Origin of the sequence: Olleya sediminilitoris, assembly GCF_016785945.1 — a bacterium.
Taxonomy (GTDB): Bacteria; Bacteroidota; Bacteroidia; order Flavobacteriales; family Flavobacteriaceae; genus Olleya; species Olleya sediminilitoris.
Genome location: NZ_JAEMEF010000002.1, coordinates 139,235 through 162,115 on the forward strand (window position 1 = coordinate 139,235; position 22,881 = coordinate 162,115).

Annotated in this window: 24 protein-coding genes and 1 other RNA gene; 13 read left to right on the forward strand and 12 right to left on the reverse strand. The window is 30.3% G+C overall.

Features of this window, described 5'->3' with window-relative positions; genetic code table 11:
• Positions 1-38 precede the first annotated feature (38 nt).
• Both JAO71_RS02995 and JAO71_RS03000 read left to right on the forward strand, forming a co-directional pair.
• A complete protein-coding gene (locus JAO71_RS02995) occupies positions 39-254 on the forward strand; it encodes a hypothetical protein (protein ID WP_202998732.1) in 216 nt (71 codons plus the stop codon).
• Positions 251-811, forward strand: coding sequence for a Smr/MutS family protein (locus JAO71_RS03000; protein ID WP_202998734.1), 561 nt, complete (start codon positions 251-253; stop codon positions 809-811). The genes JAO71_RS02995 and JAO71_RS03000 overlap by 4 nt, the downstream gene beginning before the upstream one ends.
• Here the strand turns inward: JAO71_RS03000 and JAO71_RS03005 are convergent.
• Positions 808-1,740, reverse strand: a complete 933-nt coding sequence (locus tag JAO71_RS03005) for a hypothetical protein (RefSeq protein ID WP_202998736.1) — start codon at positions 1,738-1,740, stop codon at positions 808-810. The two genes, JAO71_RS03000 and JAO71_RS03005, sit on opposite strands and share 4 nt — an antisense overlap.
• A gap of 111 nt (positions 1,741-1,851) precedes the next feature.
• On the opposite strand from JAO71_RS03005, the gene JAO71_RS03010 reads away from it, so the two are divergent.
• On the forward strand, positions 1,852-2,994 hold the full coding sequence (locus tag JAO71_RS03010) for a cysteine desulfurase family protein (protein ID WP_116822919.1): 1,143 nt from the start codon (positions 1,852-1,854) through the stop codon (positions 2,992-2,994).
• A gap of 39 nt (positions 2,995-3,033) precedes the next feature.
• On the forward strand, positions 3,034-3,822 hold the full coding sequence (locus tag JAO71_RS03015; protein WP_116822918.1) for an alpha/beta fold hydrolase: 789 nt from the start codon (positions 3,034-3,036) through the stop codon (positions 3,820-3,822).
• Here JAO71_RS03015 and JAO71_RS03020 read toward each other — a convergent pair.
• The 4 genes from JAO71_RS03020 to JAO71_RS03035 all read right to left on the reverse strand — a co-directional run bounded on the left by JAO71_RS03020 (position 3,819) and on the right by JAO71_RS03035 (position 8,697).
• The gene (locus JAO71_RS03020) at positions 3,819-3,989 is read right to left on the reverse strand and encodes a Lacal_2735 family protein (RefSeq protein WP_036598169.1); all 171 of its coding nucleotides are present in this window, start codon (positions 3,987-3,989) and stop codon (positions 3,819-3,821) included. The two genes, JAO71_RS03015 and JAO71_RS03020, sit on opposite strands and share 4 nt — an antisense overlap.
• A gap of 60 nt (positions 3,990-4,049) precedes the next feature.
• On the reverse strand, positions 4,050-4,436 hold the full coding sequence (locus JAO71_RS03025; protein WP_116822917.1) for a DUF2306 domain-containing protein: 387 nt from the start codon (positions 4,434-4,436) through the stop codon (positions 4,050-4,052).
• Positions 4,437-4,531: 95 nt separating this feature from the next.
• Positions 4,532-6,997 (reverse strand): TonB-dependent receptor, encoded by a 2,466-nt coding sequence (locus JAO71_RS03030; RefSeq protein WP_202998745.1) that lies wholly within the window; start codon positions 6,995-6,997, stop codon positions 4,532-4,534.
• 11 nt (positions 6,998-7,008) lie between these two features.
• Complete coding sequence (locus JAO71_RS03035; RefSeq protein ID WP_202998747.1) at positions 7,009-8,697, reverse strand: M23 family metallopeptidase; 1,689 nt, start codon at positions 8,695-8,697, stop codon at positions 7,009-7,011.
• Between the two features lie 174 nt (positions 8,698-8,871).
• Between JAO71_RS03035 and JAO71_RS03040 the strand changes: the two genes are divergently transcribed.
• From JAO71_RS03040 to rny, 4 genes are all read left to right on the forward strand, one after another.
• Positions 8,872-9,162: a hypothetical protein gene (locus JAO71_RS03040; RefSeq protein ID WP_028606247.1), complete on the forward strand. Its 291-nt coding sequence runs from the start codon at positions 8,872-8,874 to the stop codon at positions 9,160-9,162.
• A gap of 16 nt (positions 9,163-9,178) precedes the next feature.
• Positions 9,179-9,472: a cell division protein ZapA gene (locus JAO71_RS03045; RefSeq protein ID WP_054851190.1), complete on the forward strand. Its 294-nt coding sequence runs from the start codon at positions 9,179-9,181 to the stop codon at positions 9,470-9,472.
• 59 nt (positions 9,473-9,531) lie between these two features.
• Positions 9,532-9,657: non-coding RNA, 6S RNA (gene ssrS / locus JAO71_RS03050), on the forward strand.
• Between the two features lie 50 nt (positions 9,658-9,707).
• The gene (rny, locus tag JAO71_RS03055; RefSeq protein WP_028290929.1) at positions 9,708-11,279 is read left to right on the forward strand and encodes a ribonuclease Y; all 1,572 of its coding nucleotides are present in this window, start codon (positions 9,708-9,710) and stop codon (positions 11,277-11,279) included.
• 32 nt (positions 11,280-11,311) lie between these two features.
• Here the strand turns inward: rny and JAO71_RS03060 are convergent, their stop codons facing one another.
• From JAO71_RS03060 to xerD, 3 genes are all read right to left on the reverse strand, one after another.
• On the reverse strand, positions 11,312-12,427 hold the full coding sequence (locus tag JAO71_RS03060) for a sensor histidine kinase (protein ID WP_202998755.1): 1,116 nt from the start codon (positions 12,425-12,427) through the stop codon (positions 11,312-11,314).
• 137 nt (positions 12,428-12,564) lie between these two features.
• On the reverse strand, positions 12,565-13,698 hold the full coding sequence (locus JAO71_RS03065) for a PAS domain-containing sensor histidine kinase (protein WP_202998757.1): 1,134 nt from the start codon (positions 13,696-13,698) through the stop codon (positions 12,565-12,567).
• 88 nt (positions 13,699-13,786) lie between these two features.
• Entirely contained in the window at positions 13,787-14,683 is an 897-nt protein-coding gene (xerD, locus tag JAO71_RS03070; RefSeq protein WP_054851186.1) for a site-specific tyrosine recombinase XerD, read from the reverse strand.
• Positions 14,684-15,194: 511 nt separating this feature from the next.
• On the opposite strand from xerD, the gene JAO71_RS03075 reads away from it, so the two are divergent.
• From JAO71_RS03075 to JAO71_RS03085, 3 genes are all read left to right on the forward strand, one after another.
• Positions 15,195-15,791 carry an outer membrane beta-barrel protein gene (locus JAO71_RS03075; protein WP_028290925.1) on the forward strand — a complete coding sequence of 199 codons (597 nt, stop codon included), beginning with the start codon at positions 15,195-15,197 and terminating at the stop codon, positions 15,789-15,791.
• A gap of 78 nt (positions 15,792-15,869) precedes the next feature.
• On the forward strand, positions 15,870-16,286 hold the full coding sequence (gene aroQ, locus JAO71_RS03080; RefSeq protein ID WP_202998759.1) for a type II 3-dehydroquinate dehydratase: 417 nt from the start codon (positions 15,870-15,872) through the stop codon (positions 16,284-16,286).
• A 168-nt stretch (positions 16,287-16,454) separates the two neighbouring features.
• A complete protein-coding gene (locus tag JAO71_RS03085; RefSeq protein WP_202998761.1) occupies positions 16,455-17,096 on the forward strand; it encodes a porin family protein in 642 nt (213 codons plus the stop codon).
• A gap of 69 nt (positions 17,097-17,165) precedes the next feature.
• Here JAO71_RS03085 and lpdA read toward each other — a convergent pair whose 3' ends face one another.
• The gene (gene lpdA, locus JAO71_RS03090) at positions 17,166-18,542 is read right to left on the reverse strand and encodes a dihydrolipoyl dehydrogenase (protein ID WP_028606241.1); all 1,377 of its coding nucleotides are present in this window, start codon (positions 18,540-18,542) and stop codon (positions 17,166-17,168) included.
• Between the two features lie 117 nt (positions 18,543-18,659).
• Between lpdA and JAO71_RS03095 the strand changes: the two genes are divergently transcribed.
• A complete protein-coding gene (locus tag JAO71_RS03095; protein ID WP_202998763.1) occupies positions 18,660-19,943 on the forward strand; it encodes an NAD(P)/FAD-dependent oxidoreductase in 1,284 nt (427 codons plus the stop codon).
• A gap of 4 nt (positions 19,944-19,947) precedes the next feature.
• On the opposite strand, the gene JAO71_RS03100 is transcribed toward JAO71_RS03095, so the two are convergent.
• The 3 genes from JAO71_RS03100 to msrB (JAO71_RS03110) are packed head-to-tail and all read right to left on the reverse strand — an operon-like array spanning position 19,948 to position 21,344.
• Positions 19,948-20,478, reverse strand: a complete 531-nt coding sequence (locus tag JAO71_RS03100) for a DUF1572 family protein (RefSeq protein ID WP_202998765.1) — start codon at positions 20,476-20,478, stop codon at positions 19,948-19,950.
• Complete coding sequence (gene msrB, locus JAO71_RS03105) at positions 20,471-20,866, reverse strand: peptide-methionine (R)-S-oxide reductase MsrB (RefSeq protein WP_028606238.1); 396 nt, start codon at positions 20,864-20,866, stop codon at positions 20,471-20,473. The genes JAO71_RS03100 and msrB (JAO71_RS03105) overlap by 8 nt, the downstream gene beginning before the upstream one ends.
• Positions 20,859-21,344, reverse strand: a complete 486-nt coding sequence (msrB, locus tag JAO71_RS03110) for a peptide-methionine (R)-S-oxide reductase MsrB (RefSeq protein WP_054851181.1) — start codon at positions 21,342-21,344, stop codon at positions 20,859-20,861. The genes msrB (JAO71_RS03105) and msrB (JAO71_RS03110) overlap by 8 nt, the downstream gene beginning before the upstream one ends.
• A 132-nt stretch (positions 21,345-21,476) precedes the next feature.
• On the opposite strand from msrB (JAO71_RS03110), the gene JAO71_RS03115 reads away from it, so the two are divergent.
• Positions 21,477-22,880 carry a glycogen synthase gene (locus JAO71_RS03115; protein ID WP_202998767.1) on the forward strand — a complete coding sequence of 468 codons (1,404 nt, stop codon included), beginning with the start codon at positions 21,477-21,479 and terminating at the stop codon, positions 22,878-22,880.
• The last annotated feature ends 1 nt before the right edge of the window (position 22,881 follow it).

Here is a 22,881-nt window from a genome sequence, read left to right on the forward strand (position 1 = left end):
GTTTAAAATTTTATTTTTGCTTAAATAATTTAGATTTAGTGTTGAAAAATAAATATATATATTACCTATCAATTGTAATAGGTGGTGCAATAGCTATTTATGCTAATGCTTCAGAGCAACAAAATACTTTAATTTTAATATTAGGAATTGTCTTTTTGATGTTCGGTATTTTTAAAATTCAAAGTACAATTCCAAGTAAAAAAGAAAAAGAGACTTTTGTAGAGTCCGAACCTTTTGAAGACGAAGAAGAATGAAATTAAAAATAGGAGATACGGTTGATGTTTTAGATGATGTTTTATCAGGCCAAGTTACAGCAATAAAAGGCAATGTTGTGACTATTGAAACTGATGAAGGTTTTGAGCTTACTTTTAATGCTTCTGAATTAGTGAAAACTAAATCATCAACGTTAAGAAATAACGTATTTAATTCCGCTTCTTTAAAACAAGTTTTGTCTGAAAAAACAGAAAAAAAGCGACACAGTACTGTTAAGGTAAAAGCTAAAGAACGCTATCTACCAACAATGGAAGTAGATTTACATTTACATAAATTAGTAAACAATGAACGTGGTATGACTAATTTTGATAAATTAAGTGTACAATTGGATACTGCAAGACACAAACTAGAGTTTGCTATAAAAAAGCGCATCCAGAAGATTGTTTTTATTCACGGAGTTGGTGAAGGTGTTTTAAAAATGGAATTAGAAACCCTTTTTAGTCGTTATGATAATATAAAATACTACGAAGCTGACTATAAAAAATATGGACTTGGTGCTACAGAAGTCTACATTTTGCAAAACCCAAATAACCGTTAGTTAAAAGGAGGTGTAACAGGTCTTGAAGCTGACATTGAGCTATCTTCTAATGTACCAAAATTAGTGGTTTCATAAATAATTTCAGGAAAACTAACGTTTTGTAATAATAAAGTAACGGTAAAAGTTTGTTGTATGGTATGTGATCTAAAAGATGTTGGTGCATTGTTGTTAGTATCCACAATACTATTTAAATAATCTGCACCTACAGTACTATCTGTAACATCGTTAGTTGGATTATTGTCTAAGGTGTTAAATTCTTCATTTCTAGTTGGTACACCATCACCATCATCGTCATTATCTAAGTAATTTGGTATGCCATCTCCATCTGTGTCTAAAGCATTAGTTAAACCATCAGTTTCAGTATAATTAACATTTTCACTTGACGTTAATACGTTATCACCATCATCATCTACATCTAAAAAGTCAGGTAAACCATCACCATCAGTGTCATCATCATAGTAATCACCATTATTGTTTCTGTCTTCTAATTCAGCAGGAATACCATCATTATCGTCTTCTAATAAAGCCATTGTAAAATAAGCTTCTCCACTTGTAGAGGTATATTCTTCTGTAACTTCAATACCACTTGGAGGTACATCTTGACAGAAAAAATTTGAAGGATCACTAGTGTAACTTCTAAATTGTAACCTATTAGCAATAGAAAAAGAACTTGATTCTGCAGCCACTAAATTGACAAGTAAATCATTAGTTTCATCAGCTTCAGTTATAATTAAATCTGCAATTGTAAAATCAGGACTGCTTAATTGTATAGATAAACTTTCATTTGGATCTGTTTTTGTTTTATGAAATACTAAATCACCACAAGCTTCAAATGTATCGTCAAACTCAAGCTCAGTTGTTATTATATCTCCATCATCGCAAGATAATACACTTAATAAAACACTAAAAACAACTAAAAATTTACGCATAGTTTACAAGTTTAAAAAAACAAAAATAATAGAATTGTTAAACTTATAACGACGCTTAACACAATTAATTTTATTTAAAGTATTTTTGTGCTCAATTAGACCAAAAATCACATGAAATCTGTTTATTTTGATAACGCTGCAACTACGCAGTTACGTCCAGAAATTATTGAAAAAATGACGCAAGTCATGCATCAAAATTATGGTAATGCTTCCTCAACGCATAGTTTTGGTCGTGCAACTAAAGCTTTGATTGAGCAAGCAAGAAAAGCAGTAGCTAAATATTTTAATGTTACTGCTTCTGAAATTATATTTACAGCAGGAGGTACTGAAGCAGATAATTTAGCTTTAACAAGTGCAGTTAGAGATTTAAGTGTAAAACGTATAATTACTTCTAAAATAGAACATCATGCTGTTTTTAATACTGTTTTACAACTTAAAAAACAATACGGAATAAGTGTAGATTATGTTAATCTTGATGGGACAGGACAGATTGATCATTTACATTTAAAACAATTATTACAATCATCTAACGGTAAGACTCTAGTAAGTTTAATGCACGTTAATAACGAGGTTGGTAATATTCTAGACCTTAAACGTGTTGGTCAATTATGTGAAGATCATCAAGCATTATTCCATAGTGATACCGTTCAGTCTGTTGGACATTATATTATAGATTTACAAGATATTCCGTTGGATTTTATGGCTGTTAGTGCACATAAATTTCATGGACCAAAAGGTGTTGGTTTTGCCTTTGTGAGAAAAAAATCTGGTTTAAAGCCTTTAATTTTTGGAGGTGAACAAGAACGTGGTCTTAGAGCAGGTACCGAGTCTGTACATAATATTATTGGTATGGCTGAAGCATTAAAATTATCTTATTTTAATTTAGATGAAGAGAAATTTTACATCCAAAATCTAAAAGAGTACTTCATTGAGAGATTAAAAACCGAGATTGAAGGTGTTAAATTTAATGGTACTTCTTCAGATTTTGAAAAAAGTGCTTATACTGTTTTAAATGTTTGTTTACCATTTTCACCAGAAAAAGAGTCTATTTTGTTATTTCAATTAGATTTAAAAGGAATTGCTTGTTCTAAAGGTAGTGCTTGTCAAAGTGGTAGTCCTAAAGGAAGTCACGTATTATCTCAAATTTTAAATAATGAAGATTTAGAAAAACCATCGTTAAGATTTTCATTTAGTAAATACAATACTAAAGATGAGATAGATTATGTTATTGAGGTGTTAAAAGAATTTATTTAACATTGTTTATATCGTATTTTTGTATTTCAAAAAAAATAATTGCTAAACTATACTACTTATTTAAATCCCAATTCTAATCAATGGGTGACTTTTGTTCATGGAGCAGGAGGTAGCAGTGCTATTTGGTTTAAACAAATTAGAGCGTTTAAAGCAGAGTTTAATGTCCTTATTTTAGATTTACGTGGTCACGGAAGTAGTAAACCTAAATTAAAAGACGCTTTTAAATCCAAATATACTTTTGACGCAATAACTAATGATATTATTGAAGTTATTAACCATTTAAAAATTACCAATAGTCATTTTATTGGTATTTCTTTAGGTACAATTTTAATTAGAAATTTAGCAGAAAAACATCCAAGTAAAGTATTGAGTATGATTATGGGTGGAGCTATAATGAAACTTAATTTTAGGTCTCAAATACTTATAAAAGTAGGAGTTACCTTTAAAAGTATAGTACCTTATATGTATTTATATAAGTTGTTTGCTTTTATAATTATGCCTAGAAAAAACCATAAAAAATCAAGATTAATTTTTGTTAATGAAGCAAAAAAACTTTACCAAAAAGAGTTTGTAAGATGGTTTAAATTAACGTCAGAAATAAATCCTTTATTACGATTTTTTAGAACTAAAGATATTAACATTCCTACTTTGTACGTAATGGGAGCAGAGGACCATTTGTTTTTACCATCAATAAAAAAAATCACCGAAAAGCATTTAAAATCAACACTTTTGGTGATTGAAAAATGTGGACATGTTGTTAATATAGAACAGCCAGAAGTATTTAATACTAATACTATTCAGTTTATTAAAAACAGGTTGTTAGATTAGTTTTCTTTTAAAATTTCTATTTGCTCTAAAACTAGTTGTGCTTCAGCTTGTTTAGCATCACTTAAGCTTCGGTTGCTGGTAGATAATTTATAAGATTCTTCTAATAGTTTTTTATACTCGTCTTGTAGTTTTTCTAACTTACTTTTCTTTTTAAAAAATTTGAACATCGCTTTTTTATCAAAAATAATGAAATATTAGGTATTTAATTTTAAATACGATGTTAATTATTATCCAAAAACTAAGCTATGCATATAGCGTCCAGGCATAAAAGTGAAAGCGCCAGCAATTAACATGGCACCAACATATAAACCTATCATTTTGTACTTATGGCGTTTAATATGTCCATTTTTAACTGCAATATAGGCTGTTGGAACTGTGTAAATGGTCAAGAAACTAAAACAATGTATCCAACCAAAATGATTAAATAATCGAGGACCAACAAAAGAGGGCATAAACAAAGTAATGATGGCTGTGGTCAGCATTAAAACCATATAAACGCGACCTATATATTTGTGGGTTATTGTTCCTTTTTTTAAAATGAAACTAAGTGTTCCAAGTATAAAAGCAGGAAGGATGGTTGCTAAATGAAGGTACATTAAAGTTGTATAAGACATAGTTTTTTTATTTATGTCAAACTTAAATGAATATGGTTTTTAATAAAATTTAGCTTTACCGAAGTGTTGTTTAATTAAGACGATTTGTAATGAGTTTAAAATCGCATTGTGGTTCTAATATTAAATACACGAGGTGTTAAGTAGTTTGGTATAGCATACTGACGTTTGCTGTATACATCTCTTACCCAAGTATTGGTAATTGAGTTTTGTACATTAAATACATTAAATATTTCAAAACCAAAGGATAGTGCTTTAAATGGTTTTTTCCAACCACTATCAAATTGTTTATCTGCATCTACTAACACAAACTGAAAACCTATGTCAGCACGCTTATAATCTGGTAAACGACTCTGGAAAATATAAGGGTCTGCATAACTTGGTGATCCACCAGGTAAGCCTGTATTATAAACAAGATTTAAATACATTTTCATGCTTGGTATGTTTGGTACATAATCTTGAAACAAAGCAGCAAATTTTAAACGTTGGTCTGTTGGTCGTGCAATGTAACCTCTGTCATTAATGTTTTCTTCGGTTTTAAGATAGCCAAAACTAAACCAGCTTTCTGTGCCAGGAACAAATTCTCCGTTTAAGCGTAAATCCAAACCATAAGCATAGGCTTCAGCATTATTGGTAGCATTATATCTAATACGAACATTTTCCAAAGTATATGGATTGACATCTGTCATTTTTTTATAGTAAGCTTCACTAGTTAATTTAAAAGGTCTGTCCCACATTTTAAAACTATAATCGTTACCAAGTACAACATGCACAGATTTTTGGGCTTTAACATCAGCTTGTACAATTCCGTTTTGATCACGTAATTCTCTGTAAAAAGGAGGTTGGTAATATAATCCACCACTAAGTCTAAACAACATGTCGTTATCCCAATTTGGTTTGATAGCAAATTGAGCACGTGGACTAAACACGTTTTGTGATACATTTTTATTTGTAGCTTGGTCATCCACAGTCCAACTATGGTTTCTAACGCCTGCATTGTACCATACATCATGCTCTCCAATGGTACTACGTTTGCTCCATTGTAAGTAAGTTTGTAGTCTAGTTATGGTTGTATTATTTCTAGCTCTAACATTTTGATAGGCTTCCAAAGGACCTTCATAAGGTGTGTATGGTTGGTCATTAAACGCATCTGAACTAGGAGGATTAATTGAAAAACCTGCAGAATCCACAACTTCCCATTCTATTAGTCTATCTCTAATATCTTCATTTGTGTATTTAATAGAAAACTTAAATTCGTTTTCATTTTTAATATAAGTCCCTTTAGCTTCAATATTGGTTATTAAGGCGTCCAAATCATTACGACCATGATTAAGTTGACTTCCAATACCTTCAGCAAATTCAACCTCTCCTAAATTTTCATCTCCAATATTACTATTGACTTCACCTAATGCATATTGTGCAAGGATGTCAAAATATTCTTCTTCAGTAGTGTGGTAAGTGGATGTTACTAATGATAACGATAAATCATCATTAACTTGATAATTAGCACTTAAAGCACCAAAAAGCGTTTGGTATTGGTCTTTTTCTTGACCTTGGTATTGAACAATTAAAGCTTGTGGGTTGTCTAATGTCCCAAAATTGGTTTGACGCGTTAACGGTATGTAGTTGTATTTGTTAAGTGAAGCATTTCCTAAAAAACTTAATTCTAGTTTATCTGTAAACTGATAGGTTAAATAACTTTGTACATCTGCAAAAGTAGGATTAAAGTTTGTTTCGGTTTCTTTAGCATCAACCAGTAAGCTATTGTCTCTGTAACGTAATCCAACGATACCGCTAAATTTAGAATCTTTACTAATTGTTTCAAGTGCAACACTAGCACCTAACAGACTAGCATCAACAGCTATTGCTTTTTCAGTTGGTTTACGGTAAGTAATGTCTAAAACCGATGATAGTTTATCACCATACTTAGCCTGAAATCCACCTGCCGAAAAATCTACATTTTGCACTAAATCTGAATTAACAAAGCTTAAACCTTCCTGTTGACCAGAGCGTATTAAAAAAGGACGATATACTTCAATGCCATTAACGTAAATAAGGTTTTCGTCATAATTACCACCTCTAACCGAGTATTGTGTGCTTAACTCATTATTACTACTAACTCCAGGAAGTGTTTTAAGTAAATTTTCTACACCAGCTTGTGCTCCTGGTATTTTGATTAAAACAGCTGGATCTATATTTACAATACCTTGTACATCTTTTCGTTTACGACCATTAATAACTACTGTAGATATTTGTTCTACATTTTCTTTCATTACAGGATTAAACTTAAAGTTTTCTCCGTTTTTAAGATTAAATTTTGCAGTAATATTTTTATGAGATACATGAGAAAATACAACCTTTACATCAGTATTAGCTTTAATTTTTAGTTCGTAAAAACCATTGTTATTAGTTTGTGTTCCATAATCACCACTTTTGATGTTAACAGCATCAATGGGTTGGTTAAACTCGTTTAAAATAACTCCAGTTATTGTTCCTGTTTGTGCTAAACAAAACAAAGGAAATAAAAATATAAATGCTGTTAAGGTTAGGTTAGTTTTAGTCAAAAGTTGTCATTTTATTTTCTGAAAAAGCTTGCTTCAAATGTAGTGCTATTTCCAACATTATCTGTAACAATAACTTTTAAATTGTTTTTAGTATCAGTAACGACATTATCGCTAAAATCGTATATCAAGGTTTTCTTTTTGTAGTCGTATTCCATTAAAATCCATTTGCCATTAATGGTCGCTCTGTAATTACTAATTCCTGTATGTTTATCGTCAATTTTTAATTTTAAATAGCGATACTTACTTAACCATTGTTTGTCTTTAAAATTAATAGGTTTAATGGTTGGGTTAACGGTATCTCTTGCTAAACAATAAGTACCTAGGTTTTTGGTACGTGTGTAAAGTGTGTTGTCTTTTCTTTTGGTAGAGGAGTAGCTTAAGTAGTTGTTCCAGCCAACCAATCTAGCTATGTAAATCTGTTTTAAATCTTCTGGTGTGTAATTGCTAACATCATAAGAAATTGTAAAATATTTTTTAGCAGCACGATTATTTTTACCTAGATTTAAAGTATCCACATTTACACTATAATCTATAAAAAAGTCGTCGTAAAAGGTTTCTTTAGGAAATTCTACTTTAATATTGTTATCTTCTAAAACTGAAACATCACTTGATTGTATATAGTAAGGTGATGTAAAAGGAGCTTCAATATCACTAGGTTGTTTGTCTTCTCCTTTAATATTTATATCAATGTTTGTGGTGTTACCTTCAAAGTCAGTAATTTTAACTTTATAAACATTAGAAATGGTATCGTAAATAATTAAATAACCATCATCTATGATGTTGTCATACATACTTAAGGGATTATTACTATCTATAAATAATTTCTGTAAGCGCTCTTTTTCATCTTTATAATGTTTGTAATCAATTAGTCTGTTAAGATGTTTTGTTTCGGCAAACGAAAACTTTTTAAAATCTATTGTCAGATTTTGCATTCCGTTGTAAAACGTTTCAATTTTATAAACCCCATTTTTGTTAGCTGCTAAATCTTGTCTGTCAATAGAGTTTATAGCAAATCCAATTTTGCCATAAGCAGTTAAATCTTCAACTTTATAATCACCATTTTTTAAAGGGACTAATCTTAGTTTCTGTTTTAAATTTGACCCATTAATATGAGATAAGTCATCAATTGGATATGCATAAACACTGCGTACAATTGGTTTTTTAGAATCTTTTACTTTTAAACCAAATAACAAAGGATTAATTGGTCGTTCTTGATTATCTCTAATTTCAAAATGAAGATGTGGACCACCAGATCCACCAGTATTTCCAGAATACGCAATAACATCTCCTTTGGTTACAACCAAATCGTTAAGGTCAGGAAATAGTTCTATTTCAAAACTCTCTTTTTCGTATTGTTTAGCTTTAACATAAGCTTCAATTTTATCAGAAAAACGTTGTATATGGCCATGCACAGTTACATACCCATTAGGATGTGTAATATAAACAGCTTTACCATATCCATAATGCGAGACCTTTATACGACTAACATAACCACTTGCTGTAGCATAAATATTTAAACCTTCACTTTGTTTAGTTTTTAGATCTAAACCCGAATGAAAATGGTTGCTTCTTAACTCTCCAAAAGTACCAGAAAGGATTAGTTCTATGTCAAGTGGAGACCTAAAATAATCTTGTGGATAAATGCTTTGAGCTTGAGTGAAACTTGCAGTAAAAACTAGTAAAAAAAGTATGTGTCGCATAAATAAATGGTTACTGCTAAAATAGAAATAAGGTTTTAATTACCAAAGTAAAATTAAATACTAAGCCATATAATTGATAATGAGTTGAATTATTAATACTTAAAAAAATATTGAAAATTAATTGTAAAGTGTTACGGTTTGATTAACTTTGTAAGATAAGTATAGTATTAGTTAATGAGTAAGATTGAAAATATTGTTGATGCTCTAGAAAGTAAAATTAATAAAGTCTTAAATAGACAAAAAGATTTAAAACTAGAAAATACTAAGCTAAAAAAAGCTTTAGAACAATCTCAATCAAAATTAACTGCAAAGGATTTAGAATTAAAAACTTGGCAAGATAATTACAACACATTAAAGATGGCTAATACAATACTTGGCAGTGACAAAGATAAACGAGAAACAAAGCTCAAAATAAATACATTAATAAGAGAGATTGACCATTGTATTAGTCAATTATCAAGTTAAAGTTTAAATAGTTTTTATGGAAGACGTGCTAAAAATAAAATTATCTATAGCAAACAGAGTCTACCCTTTAACTATAACACCTAGTCAAGAAGAAGGGTTGCGTTTAGCAGCAAAGAAGATAGAGACTATGATAAATAAGTTTGAGCAAAGCTATTCTGTTAGAGATAAACAAGATGTATTAGCCATGTGCGCATTGCAATTTGCTAGTCAATTAGAACAGAAAGCCTTAGATAAAGACCATGTGGAAGAACACGTTCAGCAAAAGTTAGAAACTTTAAATGAATTGTTACAGTCACATCTTAGTTTATAATACGTTCATATAACATAATAAAATTAGGTTACTGCCTACATTAATTATTTTTTTGATAAACTCAACGTTGATTCTTTTAAAAAGGGTGAGTTCTAAGTTGTAAAAGCATGCTGCTAATAACATTTATGTTATTTAGGCAGACCCTTGATCAGCTTGTTAGCCCTAAACTTGATTTTAAGGAGTTTATACAAAACCAAAGTTAGTGTAGGCTTTTTTTATATATAAACAATCAATAATGGATAAAACAATTTTAATTATAGCAGGTGTTGCAATTGGAGCAATAATAGGCTTTGTTATTGCAAAAATACTAGAGCGTAACAATGCATCAAAGCTAATAAAAAGCGCAAAAAAATCTGCAGGTGCAATTCTAAAAGAAGCTAAAGTAGAAGGAGAAGGAATAAAGAAAGATAAAATACTACAAGCTAAAGAGAAGTTTTTAGAACTTAAAGCAGAGCATGAAAAAGTAATTTTATCTAGAGATAAAAAGATGGCTGATGCCGAAAAGCGTGTGCGTGACAAAGAGTCTCAAATTTCAAGCGAATTATCAAAAAATAAAAAGCTTAATACTGAGTTTGAAAGTAAAGTTAAAGACTACAATCACAGACTTGATGTATTAGATAAAAAGCAAGACGAATTAGATCGACTACACAAAAGCCAAGTAGAACAATTAGAGGTTATATCAAGCTTATCTGCTGATGAAGCAAAATCACAATTAGTAGAATCTTTAAAAGGAGAAGCTAAAAATGATGCTATGGCTTACGTCCAAGGTAAAATGGAAGAAGCTAAGCTTACAGCACAACAGGACGCTAAAAAAATTATTATAAATACAATCCAACGTATTGGTACAGAAGAAGCAGTAGATAATTGTGTGTCTGTATTTAATATAGAAAGTGATGATGTTAAAGGACGTATTATTGGTCGTGAAGGTCGTAATATTCGTGCAATTGAAGCAGCAACAGGAGTAGAGATTATAGTTGATGATACTCCAGAAGCAATTATCTTATCATGTTTTGATTCGGTTAGACGTGAAGTTGCAAGATTATCTTTACACAAGTTAGTAACAGATGGTCGTATCCACCCAGCACGAATTGAAGAAGTTGTTAGAAAAACACAAAAACAAATTGAACAAGAAATAATTGAAGTTGGAAAACGTACAGTTATAGATTTAGGTATCCATGGTTTGCATCCAGAATTAATAAAAATGGTTGGACGTATGAAATACCGTTCGTCATATGGGCAAAACTTGTTACAACACTCACGTGAAGTTGCAAAACTTTGTGGTGTTATGGCAGCAGAATTAGGTTTAAATCCAAAATTAGCTAAACGCGCAGGATTATTACACGATATTGGTAAAGTACCAGATGCCGAAGCAGACATGGAAACTCCACACGCTATTTTAGGTATGCAATGGGCTGAAAAATATGGTGAAAAGGACGAAGTTTGTAATGCTATTGGTGCTCACCACGATGAAATAGAAATGAAATCGTTATTATCTCCAATAATACAAGTTTGTGATGCTATATCTGGAGCACGTCCAGGAGCAAGACGTCAAGTATTAGATAGCTACATACAGCGTTTAAAAGATTTAGAAGAAATTGCTTTTGGATTTAACGGAGTTAAAAAAGCATATGCTATTCAAGCAGGTAGAGAATTACGTGTTATTGTTGAAAGCGAAAAGGTTAGTGATCAAAATGCATCTGACTTGTCATTTAATATTTCTCAAAAAATACAAACAGATATGACTTATCCAGGTCAGGTTAAAGTAACAGTAATTAGAGAGACTAGAGCAGTAAATATTGCGAAGTAATCTAAAAGATATAATTCATAAAAAAATCCAGCTTATAGCTGGATTTTTTTATGAATAGGAATTACTATTATAAATGTGGTTCCAATATTTACTTGACTATCTATATCAATAGTACCACCATAAGCTTCGATTTGATTTTTTATTAAATACAAGCCGACACCTTCAGCTTCTGGATTATTATGAAATGTTTTGTATAACCCGAAAATTTTATCCTTAAACTTACCTAAATCAATACCTAAACCATTATCTGATATTGTTAAAACTAAATTTTCACTACAACTTTCAGTTTTAATTTTAATAACAGGAGGTCTATCAGGATGTTTGTAATTAATAGAATTAGTAATTAAATTTTGAACAATGCTATGAAGGTAAGTAGAATCAAAATTGATTACACATTCTTCGTCTATATCATTATATATTACAGCACTGCTTTCTGAAATTATAAAATTAAGCTCTTCAATAACAGTATTAATCTCATGGCTTACATTAACCCTATTTTGGATAGAGTTTTTTTGTGTCTGTATACTAACGACTTGATTTAGGTTTTTAAGTGTTTTGGTTAACGACTTTGATATCGTTCTTAAATGGTAATATAATTCTTGTTTTTCTGTATCAGATTCGACTTCTTCATTTAAATTCAAGATACTCTCAAAATTTCCTGCATGAGATTTTAGATTGTGAGTCACAATGTGAGCAAAACTTTTTAGTTTATTATTCTGAGATGTTGTTAAATCTATTGACTTTTTTAAAGCTAATTCTGTTTCTTTTTGTTTTGTAATGTCAGTGTGTGTACCTATAATACGTGTAGGTTTTCCCTCAAAATCTCGCTCTACAACTTTACCTTTATCTAAAATCCATCTATATGAATTGTCCTTGTGTAATACTCGGTGTACATTTACATATTCAGAAATTTTACCATTTATATGGTTATTAAAATCTTCAAAATATTCTAATTTATCTTCACGATGTACTCGATCATCCCATTCTGAAGGTTTAGATCCTATTTCATGATCTTCAAAACCAAGTATTTTTTTTGATTCTTTAGAATAAAATACTTCGTTAGTTATTGAATTCCAATCCCAAACTCCAATTCCAGAATTTTCAAGAGCAAAGTGCCATTTTTGGTTTTTAATTGTTTGATTTTCCATTTTTTAGATTATGAGGTGTCTAACAAATATTAAAAACATTTATAATGTTTTAATGTTTTTTAGAGTCCCGAAAGCGTTACATCGACAAACTACTTAATTTGTAGTTAAAACGTTAGTTTTGGGTGATTATTGCACGTCTAATTTGGAATTTTAATCGTAAAAGTAGTGCCTATATTAACTTTACTTTTAATATCAATAGTACCATTAAAGGCTTCAATTTGATTTTTTACTAAATACAAACCAACACCTTCAGAGTCTGTATTATTATGAAAGGTTTTATATAATCCAAAAATGTCTTTCCCAAACTTATCTAAGTCTATACCACATCCATTGTCTGTAAATTCAATTTGAACCATATTACCTACTTGTTTGGAGCTTATTTTTATTATAGGATTTCTGTCTTTATGTCTATACTTTATTGAGTTAGTAATTAAATTTTGTGTAATACTTTGAAAATAAGAGGTGTTAAAATTAATAAAGCAATCCGTTTTTATCTCTGTAATTATGCTTGCTTTTTGTTCGTGTATGTAATAATCTAACTCTTGTAAGATTAAGTCAATTTCTTTACAGATACACAATTTATTTTCAGTATTCTTTTTTCTAGATTGAACTGTTACAATTTCGTTTAAATTATTGATGGTTTTTGTTAAAGATTTAGACAGTGTTTTAAGATAGTCAAGCATCTCTATCTTTTCGTCTTCGGTATTTGCTTCTTCGTAAAAGCCTAAAAGACTTTCAAAGTTACCAGCATGTTGCTTTAAATTGTGTGTTACAATATGTGCAAAATTTTGAAGTTTATTATTTTGTTTTACTACAAGGTCTAGAGTTTCTTCAACTTTTTTTTCAGATTCTGCAAATTCTGTAATATCAACGTGTGTTCCAATTATTCTAGAAGCTTCACCATGTTTATCTTTTTCAATTATTTTTCCTCTATCTAATATCCATCTATAAGATCCATCTTTATGGAGTACACGATGTTTGTTTTCGTATAATGGTTTTAAACCATTTAAATGGTCTTTAAAATCTTGATAATATTGCTGCCTGTCTTCTGGATGCACACGATCATTCCAATCTGTAGCATTTTTACCAAAGTTAATATTATCTTGTGTTCCAATTATGGTTTTGGAGGGTGTAGTAAATGATATTTGATCTGTATCAGAATTATAATCCCATATACCTACTTTAGATATTTCTAATGCAAGTTTCCATTTTTGTAGATCAAAATTTGAGGTATTTTGATTTAATCCAATACCTTTAATTAACTCAGACATAAAGTTCTGTTTTTATATGCTAGCAATTAGGGAGTCTTGCCTAAAACATTCAGTATGAAACAAATATAAATAAATTTAATAAATATAGTTATCGTCTTGGATGAAAATTATTTATAACATTTGTTAATTGGGTTTTGTCAACATGTGTATATATTTCGGTAGTTGTTATACTTTCATGTCCTAGCATAAGCTGTATGGCTCTTAAATCGGCTCCGTTTTCTAATAAATGTGTAGCAAAAGAGTGTCTAAATGTATGAGGAGAAATATTTTTATTAAGGTCTATTTGTTTAGCTAATCCTTTAATAATTGTAAATATCATTGCTCTAGTTAGTTGTTTACCACGTCTATTTAGAAACAAAATATCATTATGATCTGGATGAATGGTTAAATGATTTCTAATGTGTGTTTTATAAATAGTAATATATTTTTGTGTGTCTTCAAGTATAGGCACAAACCTTTGTTTATCTCCTTTTCCTGTTACTTTAATAAACCCTTCCTCAAAAAACAAATCTGATATTTTAAGGTTAGTTAACTCACTTACACGTAAACCGCAACTGTATAGCACTTCTATAATAGCTCTGTTTCGTTCACCTTGCGGATGACTTAAATCTATGGCTTGTATTAGGTTGTTAATTTCGTTTTCGCTTAGTGTATCAGGTAATTTTCGACCAATTTTTGGAGAGTCTATAGTATCTACAGGGTTATCTTGTCTGTAATCTTCAAATACTAAATAATTAAAAAAACCTTTTAAACCTGATATTAATCTGGATTGAGATCTTGCATTTAAGTTTTTTGCAGCTTCATAAATAAATTGCTTAATAGTCGTAGTGTCTATAACTATTGCATTTGTTTGTATAGCATTTGAGTCCAAATATTTTATTAATTTATTTACATCTAACACATAACTATTAATAGAGTTGTCGGATAATCCTCTTTCTATTTTTAGATATGATATGTAATCTTTAAGAGCTTGAGTCCAGGTCATAGGTTATAAATATAGCAATTGTTAAAAATGTCCATTTTTTTGTGTTAGAATAACTAAATTCAGCTTGTAATTATTAATAACAAACTTAATTAAATTCTGAGGTTGATTTTAGTATTCAAAATAACATTTTACAACTATCAGTTGGTTTTTTTTTGATTGTAACTGTAGTATTTTGATGTAATCTTTTTAATTTATTTACTAAATACAGAATAATTAGTGTTGCCATTATAATGGTGATTCTAATGTTTATTTAATGTTAAATAAGTGTTTTATTCTTTATTTTTGGTAATATATGCTTAATGTTAAATAATGCGTTAAAATTTGTTAAAGCCTATTATTTAATAGGTTTACAGTCTTTTTTTGTCAAAATAAAAAGTTAAAGTTTTATCTTAATAAGTTGAAAGTTAATATGGTACTTTTTGTTAAGTTTTTTTTATCAAAATTTACTTGTACACCTTTGCTTTAGCTTCTAATTTTGTAAGCTCAAATAATTTAAAATTTAAATTTAATTATGAAAAAATTATTATTTACAGCTGCAATTGCAGTATTAGGTTTTACAAGTGTTAACGCACAAGATGAAATGACTACAGTTGGTGGTTTTGAAGAAGGTGATGTTTTTATTTCTGGTTCAGTTGGATTTGGTAATGAATCTTTCGGAGATGAAAGTACAAACGTTTTTTCAATTGCTCCAAAAGCTGGATACTTTTTATCTGATAACATTGCAGCAGGTTTAAAACTAGGTTACACTTCTTTTTCAGGAGATAATGACGGAGTTGATTTTGTTGATGCAAGTGAATTAGCTATTGGAGTATTTGGAAGATATTACTTTACTGCAGATGATCAATTTTCTTTATTTACAGAATTAGGGGTTGATTATATTTCAAACGATGATAAATTAGCAGATGCTAAGAGTGATGGTTTTGATATTGCTTTTGCTCCAGGTATTAGCTACTTTGTTTCTGATAATTTTGCAATTGAAGCAACTGTTGGTGTTTTAGGATACTCTACAGAAAAAGCAGATTTTGATGGAGCAGAGTCTAGAAACAATTTTGATTTTGGTGTAAATTTTGCTGATATCAACTTTGGTGTTGTTTATAAATTTAACTAAGTATTAGTAAATTAAATATTTAAAACCGAAGCTTAATAGCTTCGGTTTTTTTATGCTCAAATTTTTTATCTTTACTTTATGAAAAAACTAATTATAATTAATGGTCCTAATTTAAATTTGTTAGGAAAACGTGAGCCCAACATTTATGGAAGTTTATCATTCACTGAGTTTTTGGATACAATTATTGAAAAATATCCGAATGTTTCTATAGAGCATTTTCAATCTAATATAGAAGGAGAACTAATAGACAAACTTCAAGAAGTTGGTTTTAGTTACGATGGTATTATACTTAATGCTGCTGCTTATACACATACCTCTGTTGGAATAGGTGATTGTGTAAAAGCTATTGAAACACCTGTTGTAGAAGTGCATATTTCAAATACTTTTGGAAGAGAAGAGTTTAGACACCAATCTTATATTTCGGCTAATGCAAAAGGTGTTATACTTGGTTTTGGATTACAAAGTTATGAGTTAGCTATTCAAAGTTTCTTGTAATTTGTTACTCTAAAAATTACAATATAAAATCTTTATTTAGATTAAAGATTTTTTAATTTTATTAAAGACTGTTAAAAGCTATAGTATTGTTGTTAAACCATGTTAATGTAACATCTACAACTTATTTTGACATCGTAGTTAGGGTATATTAACCTAAAAACAATTATGATGAAAAAAATAATTTTAAGTACTATAGTGCTATTTATTTCAGGAGTAACAATGTTAAATGCACAAGCAGATAGAAAAGATGTTCAAATAGGTGTAAAAGGAGGTATTAATTCCTCTACTATAAGTGGAGACGATTTAGGCGATTTAGAATCAAGAACTAGTTTTAACGCTGGTTTAGTAGCCGAAATACCTATTACTGAGCGTTTATTTTTTCAACCAGAAGTCTTTTATTCTGGTCAAGGTTTTGATGTACAAGAAATTGATCAAGACAATGTTTTTGATACAGATGATAATATCGAATACCAATTAGATTATATTCAAGTACCATTGTTATTAAAAGCCTATTTAGTAAAAGGATTAAGTGTTGAAGCTGGTCCACAATTTGGATTTAAAATTCATGAAGAATTTGACTCTCAACCAACAAGTGATGGAGGAGATATAGAAATTGATTCTGAAGACTCTTACGTTAAAGATTTTGACACTAGTGTTGCAGTAGGTGCATCTTATAAGTTTGATAGTGGCTTTTTCTTAAGCGGTCGTTATAATATTGGAGTTACAGATATTTTTGAAGATGATACACCATTTGAAAGTGTTGATGCCAAAAATAATGTTTGGCAATTTGGTTTAGGTTTTATGTTTTAAAACCTAACTTATATAACAAAAAAAGTTCCAGAAAATTCTGGAACTTTTTTTATTTAAACTATATAAGTTTTATAAATGAATTACCTCATCATAAGCATCTGCAACAGCTTCCATTACAGCTTCACTCATAGTTGGGTGTGGATGTATTGCTTTTAATACTTCGTGTCCTGTAGTTTCTAGTTTACGTCCTAAAACAGCTTCAGCTATCATATCTGTAACACCAGCACCAATCATGTGGCATCCTAACCATTCGCCATATTTAGCATCAAAAATTACTTTTACAAAACCTTCTTTGTTTCCTCCAGCACTAGCTTTACCAGATGCAGAGAATGGGAATTTTCCAACTTTAAGATCGTAACCTTGTTCTTTTGCTTGTTTCTCAGTTAAACCAACACTAGCAATTTCTGGAGTAGCATAGGTACAACCAGGTACATTACCATAGTCTAAGGCTTCAACATGCATTCCTGCAATTTTTTCAACACATAAAATAGCTTCAGCAGACGCAACGTGAGCTAAGGCTTGACCAGGAGTAATATCACCAATTGCGTAATATCCAGGAATATTAGTTTGGTAATAATCATTAACTAATACTTTGTCTCTATCAACAGCGATACCTACATCTTCAAGACCAATATTTTCAATATTAGATTTAATACCAACAGCAGATAATACGATGTCAGCCTCTAATACTTCTTCTCCTTTTTTTGTTTTAACGGTTGCTTTAACTCCTTCACCAGATGTATCAACACTAGTAACTTCAGCAGAAGTCATTACTTTTATACCGTTTTTCTTAAACGAACGCTCTAATTGCTTAGAGATATCTTCGTCTTCAACAGGTACAATTCTATCTAAATATTCTACGATTGTAACTTCAGTTCCCATAGAGTTATAGAAGTAAGCAAACTCAACACCAATAGCTCCTGATCCAACAACAATTAGTTTTTTAGGTTGCTTTGGTAATGACATTGCTTGTCTGTAACCAATTACTTTTTCACCATCTTGAGGTAAACTTGGTAATTCTCTAGAGCGTGCTCCAGTTGCAATAATTATATGATCTGCACTGTACTCTTTACCATCAACATCAATTTTCTTTCCTGTTTTTAATGTTCCAAAACCATCAATGACATCAATTTTGTTTTTTTTCATCAAAAACTTAACACCATTACTCATGCCTTCGGCAACACCACGACTACGTTTAACAACAGCATTAAAATCCTTATCGTATTCTTTAACAGAAAGACCATAGTCTTCTGCATGTTTTAAATATTCAAAAACTTGAGCCGATTTTAGTAATGCTTTTGTAGGTATACATCCCCAATTTAAGCATATTCCACCAAGATTTTCTTTTTCAATAATAGCAGTTTTAAAACCTAATTGAGATGCTCTAATAGCAGCTACGTAGCCTCCAGGACCACTACCAAGTACAATAATATCGTATTTACTCATTGTGTATTTTTTTGTAGTTTTAAGAAGTTACGAAGTTACAAAACCAAAATTGAATAAAGAATTTAGAATCTTAAAAAAATATATCTTTTAGTACCTTTGTGCAGCAAGTTTTAAAATATGAACATACCTAAGTCTAGTTTTCCACGAGTAATAATTATTGGTGGAGGTTTTGCAGGCATCGCTTTAGCAAAAAAATTATCAAAGCAAGAAGTACAAGTTGTACTTTTAGATAAACATAATTATCATACATTTCAGCCATTATTATATCAAGTGTCTACAGGTGGTTTAGAGCCAGATTCTATTGCTTATCCTATTCGTAAGGTATTGCAAGATTTTCCTAATTTTTTCTTTAGACTGGCTAATGTTTCAGAAATAAATACAGACAATAATCATGTGATTACTAATATAGGTGAATTAAAATATGATTATTTGGTAGTAGCTTCTGGATCTAAAACCAATTATTTTGGTAATAAATCTATTAAAGAGAATAGTATGGAAATGAAAACCATACCACAGTCTTTAAACTTAAGGAGTTTAATACTTGAAAATTTTGAAGAAGCCTTATTAACTTCAGATTTAAATGAAAGAAATGCTTTAATGAATTTTGTAATTGTTGGAGCAGGACCAACAGGTGTAGAGCTTGCTGGTGCTTTAGCCGAAATTAAAAAAGGAATACTACCTAAAGATTATCCAGATTTAGATACACGACTAGCACAAATTAACTTAATACAATCTGGAGATAAAATTTTAAAAGCAATGAGTACTAAAGCTTCTAAAAAAGCTGAAGACTTTTTAGAAGACTTAGGTGTACATGTTTGGAAAAATATTAGAGTTACTGGTTATGACGGAAAAACGGTCACCACAAATAGCGATTTAACTTTTGATGCTGCAACAGTAGTTTGGGCTGCAGGAGTAAAAGGAGCAGCTATTAAAGGTATAGATGCAGAACAGTTTGTAACTAGAGGAAATAGAATTATTGTAAATGAATTTAATCAAGTAAAAGGATTAGATAACATTTTTGCAATTGGTGATGTAGCCCAAATGGAAACTGAAGCAGTACCATCAGGACATCCAATGATGGCTCAACCTGCTATACAACAAGGTAAATTATTAGGAGAAAACTTACTAAAGTTATTAGAAAATAAACCAATGAAACCCTTTGTATATAATGATAAAGGATCTATGGCTACTATTGGTAGAAATAAAGCTGTTGTAGATTTACCAAAGTTTAAATTTCAAGGTGTTTTTGCTTGGTTTGTTTGGATGTTTGTACACTTGTTTTTCTTAATTGGATTTAGAAACAGAATGGTTGTTTTTATAAATTGGGTATACAACTACATTAGGTTTGACAGAGAAGCACGTTTAATTATTAGACCTTACAAAAAGGAATTAAAATCTTAAAAAATTATTGTTTAGCCTGACTAAACTTTTTAGCATTAAACTGACTGGATTGTCCTTTGGGTATTGATAGACTTTGCCAAGCTTCATTTTTAATAAGTTTACCAATATGTGCTATCTGCCCAATGTGATAACTATAATGTCCTAATTGTCTAAAAATAGCTTCGGCAACCAGATGGCTTTCATTTCTAATATATACAGTTCGATCCAAATCCTGATTGTTTAAAGGTGTAATAGCATTAAATAAGCAAGTCCATCCTTTATCCCAATCGGCTAATAACTGCTCTTTCGTAGTGTAAGTGGCTTCAAACTCTTGCTCACGTTGCCTCCATGTTTTTTCGCCATCTTCGGTTAAAAAGTTAGTCCAACGACTTAACATGTTACCAACCATATGTTTTACAATAATAGACACACTGTTGGAATTTCTATGGGATTGCCAATTCATTTCATTAAAGGATAACTGCTGGAGTGTTTTATCTCCAGCAGTTTTGTAATAGTTAAACTGTTTTATAATGCTTGTAAGGTGGCTATTATTCATTTTTAAAATCTACGCTTGCACTGTTTACACAAAATCTAGTTCCTGTTTCTGTTGGACCATCATTAAATACATGACCTAAGTGACCACCACAATTAGAACATACAATTTCGGTTCTAATCATTCCATGGGTTTTGTCTAATATGTTGGTGATACTTCCTGGAATGGCATCGTCAAAACTTGGCCAACCACAACTAGACTCAAATTTACTATCGCTTTCAAATAATTGCTGGTTGCATGCTGCGCAATGATATGCTCCAGACTCGAAATGTAAATTGTATTTTCCCGTATGTGGCATTTCGGTACCTTTTTTACGTAAAATACGATACTGCTCATCTGTTAGCTCGTTACGCCATTGTTCTTCAGTTTTATTGACTTTAAAATTACTCATTACTTGGTTTAAAATTTAATGCGACTCCGTTTATACAATGTCTTTTTCCTGTAGTTGCTTTAGGACCATCATTAAACACATGACCTAAATGACCACCACACGTTGCGCAATGTTCTTCATCTCTGGTGTATCCAATTTTAGTATCTGTCCCAAAGGCAACATTTCCTTTAATTTCTTGGTCAAAACTTGGCCAACCTGTTCCTGAGTCAAATTTGTCTTCACTTTTAAACAGTGGTGTGTCACAAGCAGCACAGTGATATACACCAGCTCTTTTTTCGTTGTTTAAGCTACTACTAAAAGGACGTTCTGTACCTGCTTTACGCAAAACATAATATTCTTTATCAGATAATTCAGTTTTCCATTCAGCATCAGTTTTACTGATTTCAAAAGTTTTCGAATCAGATTTTTTAGCTTCTTCTTGTGCGTTAGATTTACAATTAAATAGACATATTAAAAGTAAGAATGCAATTTTTTTCATAATTTTTCTTTTTTATAAAGATATCGTAAAATCTTAAAATAGAATTAATACAGACTTAATTTTAAATTAAAAATAACATTTCATTCTTTATAATTTAAAGTGTAACTTTAATCAATAAATTAAAATAAATAAATGAAAATTATACACATAAGTGCAGAGTGCTATCCAATTGCAAAAGTTGGAGGATTAGCAGACGTTGTTGGAGCTTTACCTAAATATCAAAATACTTTGGGTCATCCTTCCTCTGTAATTATGCCTTTTTATGATAATAAATATACTCAAGAACATACATTTGAAAAGGTTTATGAAGCCGAGTTTAATTTAGGTCCTAATTATTATGTTTTTAGTGTTTTGAAAACTAAAGATTCAGATTTAGACATTGAAGCTTATTTTATTGATATTCCTGAGTTATTGTATAAAAACTATGTGTATTCAGTAGACGATACTAAGCGTTTTATAGCATTTCAAATTGCTGCTTTAGATTGGATTAAAGTCCATAAGCAGCAACCAGATATTATACATTGTCATGATCATCACACAGGATTAATTTCTTTTATGTTGCAAGAGTGTTTTGATTATCAGGTTTTAAATACAATACCAGTAATTACTACTATCCATAATGCACAATACCAAGGTTGGTTTGGTTATGATAAACTACATTTAATTCCTGATTTTAATGAAGAAAAAATAGGATTGTTAGATTGGAATGGTTGTATAAATCCATTAGCAGCAGCTATTAAATGTGCTTGGAGAGTCACAACAGTATCACCAAGCTACATGGAAGAATTAAAACAAAATGCAAATGGTTTGGAAAGTTTATTAAGTCATGAAAGCACAAAATGTCAAGGTATATTAAATGGGATTGATACCCAAGTATGGAATCCAGAAACTGATGATTTTATTATTGAAAACTTTACCAAAGACACGATCAGTACAGGTAGAAAAGCTAATAAGAATTGGTTATGTAAAGAGTATAATTTAGATCCAAATAAACCCTTGTTTGGATTTATAGGTCGTTTGGTTTCAGAAAAAGGTGTCGAAATTTTCCCTGATGTTTTTAAAAATGTTTTAGAAACTGAAGCAGTATCTATTTTATTATTAGGATCGGGAGAAAAAGAAACTGAAAATACTTTAAAAAGCTTAAAACCAGTATATAATGGAAAATATAATGCGTATATTGGTTATGACGAAAGATTATCTCATATTATTTATGCAGGAACAGACTTTTTATTAATGCCCTCAAAAGTTGAGCCTTGTGGCTTAAATCAAATGTATGCTTTACGTTATGGTGCCATACCTATAGTTAGACGTATTGGCGGATTAAAGGATACAGTAATTGACATTGATCAAGATGGATTTGGAATATGTCATGATGATGTAAGTGTTTATGAAGTAGAGTATGCTATTAAAAGAGCTGTAGCATTATATAATGATAGTAAGAGGTTTAAAAAATTACAAAAACAAATAATGACAATTGACCATTCTTGGGATGTGTCTGCCAAAGCTTATATTAATTTATACCAATCCATAAACTAAA

Coding starts and splice junctions, on each gene's coding strand:
- JAO71_RS03085 (WP_202998761.1), top strand. CDS start 16,455: ATGAAAAAAATAATTTTAAGTACTATAGTGCTATTTATTTCAGGAGTA.
- xerD (WP_054851186.1), bottom strand. CDS start 14,683: ATGACCTGGACTCAAGCTCTTAAAGATTACATATCATATCTAAAAATA.
- JAO71_RS03010 (WP_116822919.1), top strand. CDS start 1,852: ATGAAATCTGTTTATTTTGATAACGCTGCAACTACGCAGTTACGTCCA.
- lpdA (WP_028606241.1), bottom strand. CDS start 18,542: ATGAGTAAATACGATATTATTGTACTTGGTAGTGGTCCTGGAGGCTAC.
- JAO71_RS03040 (WP_028606247.1), top strand. CDS start 8,872: ATGAGTAAGATTGAAAATATTGTTGATGCTCTAGAAAGTAAAATTAAT.
- JAO71_RS03100 (WP_202998765.1), bottom strand. CDS start 20,478: ATGAATAATAGCCACCTTACAAGCATTATAAAACAGTTTAACTATTAC.
- JAO71_RS03115 (WP_202998767.1), top strand. CDS start 21,477: ATGAAAATTATACACATAAGTGCAGAGTGCTATCCAATTGCAAAAGTT.
- msrB (WP_028606238.1), bottom strand. CDS start 20,866: ATGAGTAATTTTAAAGTCAATAAAACTGAAGAACAATGGCGTAACGAG.
- JAO71_RS03005 (WP_202998736.1), bottom strand. CDS start 1,740: ATGCGTAAATTTTTAGTTGTTTTTAGTGTTTTATTAAGTGTATTATCT.
- msrB (WP_054851181.1), bottom strand. CDS start 21,344: ATGAAAAAAATTGCATTCTTACTTTTAATATGTCTATTTAATTGTAAA.
- aroQ (WP_202998759.1), top strand. CDS start 15,870: ATGAAAAAACTAATTATAATTAATGGTCCTAATTTAAATTTGTTAGGA.
- JAO71_RS03020 (WP_036598169.1), bottom strand. CDS start 3,989: ATGTTCAAATTTTTTAAAAAGAAAAGTAAGTTAGAAAAACTACAAGAC.
- JAO71_RS03095 (WP_202998763.1), top strand. CDS start 18,660: ATGAACATACCTAAGTCTAGTTTTCCACGAGTAATAATTATTGGTGGA.
- JAO71_RS03035 (WP_202998747.1), bottom strand. CDS start 8,697: ATGCGACACATACTTTTTTTACTAGTTTTTACTGCAAGTTTCACTCAA.
- JAO71_RS03065 (WP_202998757.1), bottom strand. CDS start 13,698: ATGTCTGAGTTAATTAAAGGTATTGGATTAAATCAAAATACCTCAAAT.
- JAO71_RS03025 (WP_116822917.1), bottom strand. CDS start 4,436: ATGTCTTATACAACTTTAATGTACCTTCATTTAGCAACCATCCTTCCT.
- JAO71_RS03060 (WP_202998755.1), bottom strand. CDS start 12,427: ATGGAAAATCAAACAATTAAAAACCAAAAATGGCACTTTGCTCTTGAA.
- JAO71_RS03000 (WP_202998734.1), top strand. CDS start 251: ATGAAATTAAAAATAGGAGATACGGTTGATGTTTTAGATGATGTTTTA.
- JAO71_RS03075 (WP_028290925.1), top strand. CDS start 15,195: ATGAAAAAATTATTATTTACAGCTGCAATTGCAGTATTAGGTTTTACA.
- JAO71_RS03045 (WP_054851190.1), top strand. CDS start 9,179: ATGGAAGACGTGCTAAAAATAAAATTATCTATAGCAAACAGAGTCTAC.
- rny (WP_028290929.1), top strand. CDS start 9,708: ATGGATAAAACAATTTTAATTATAGCAGGTGTTGCAATTGGAGCAATA.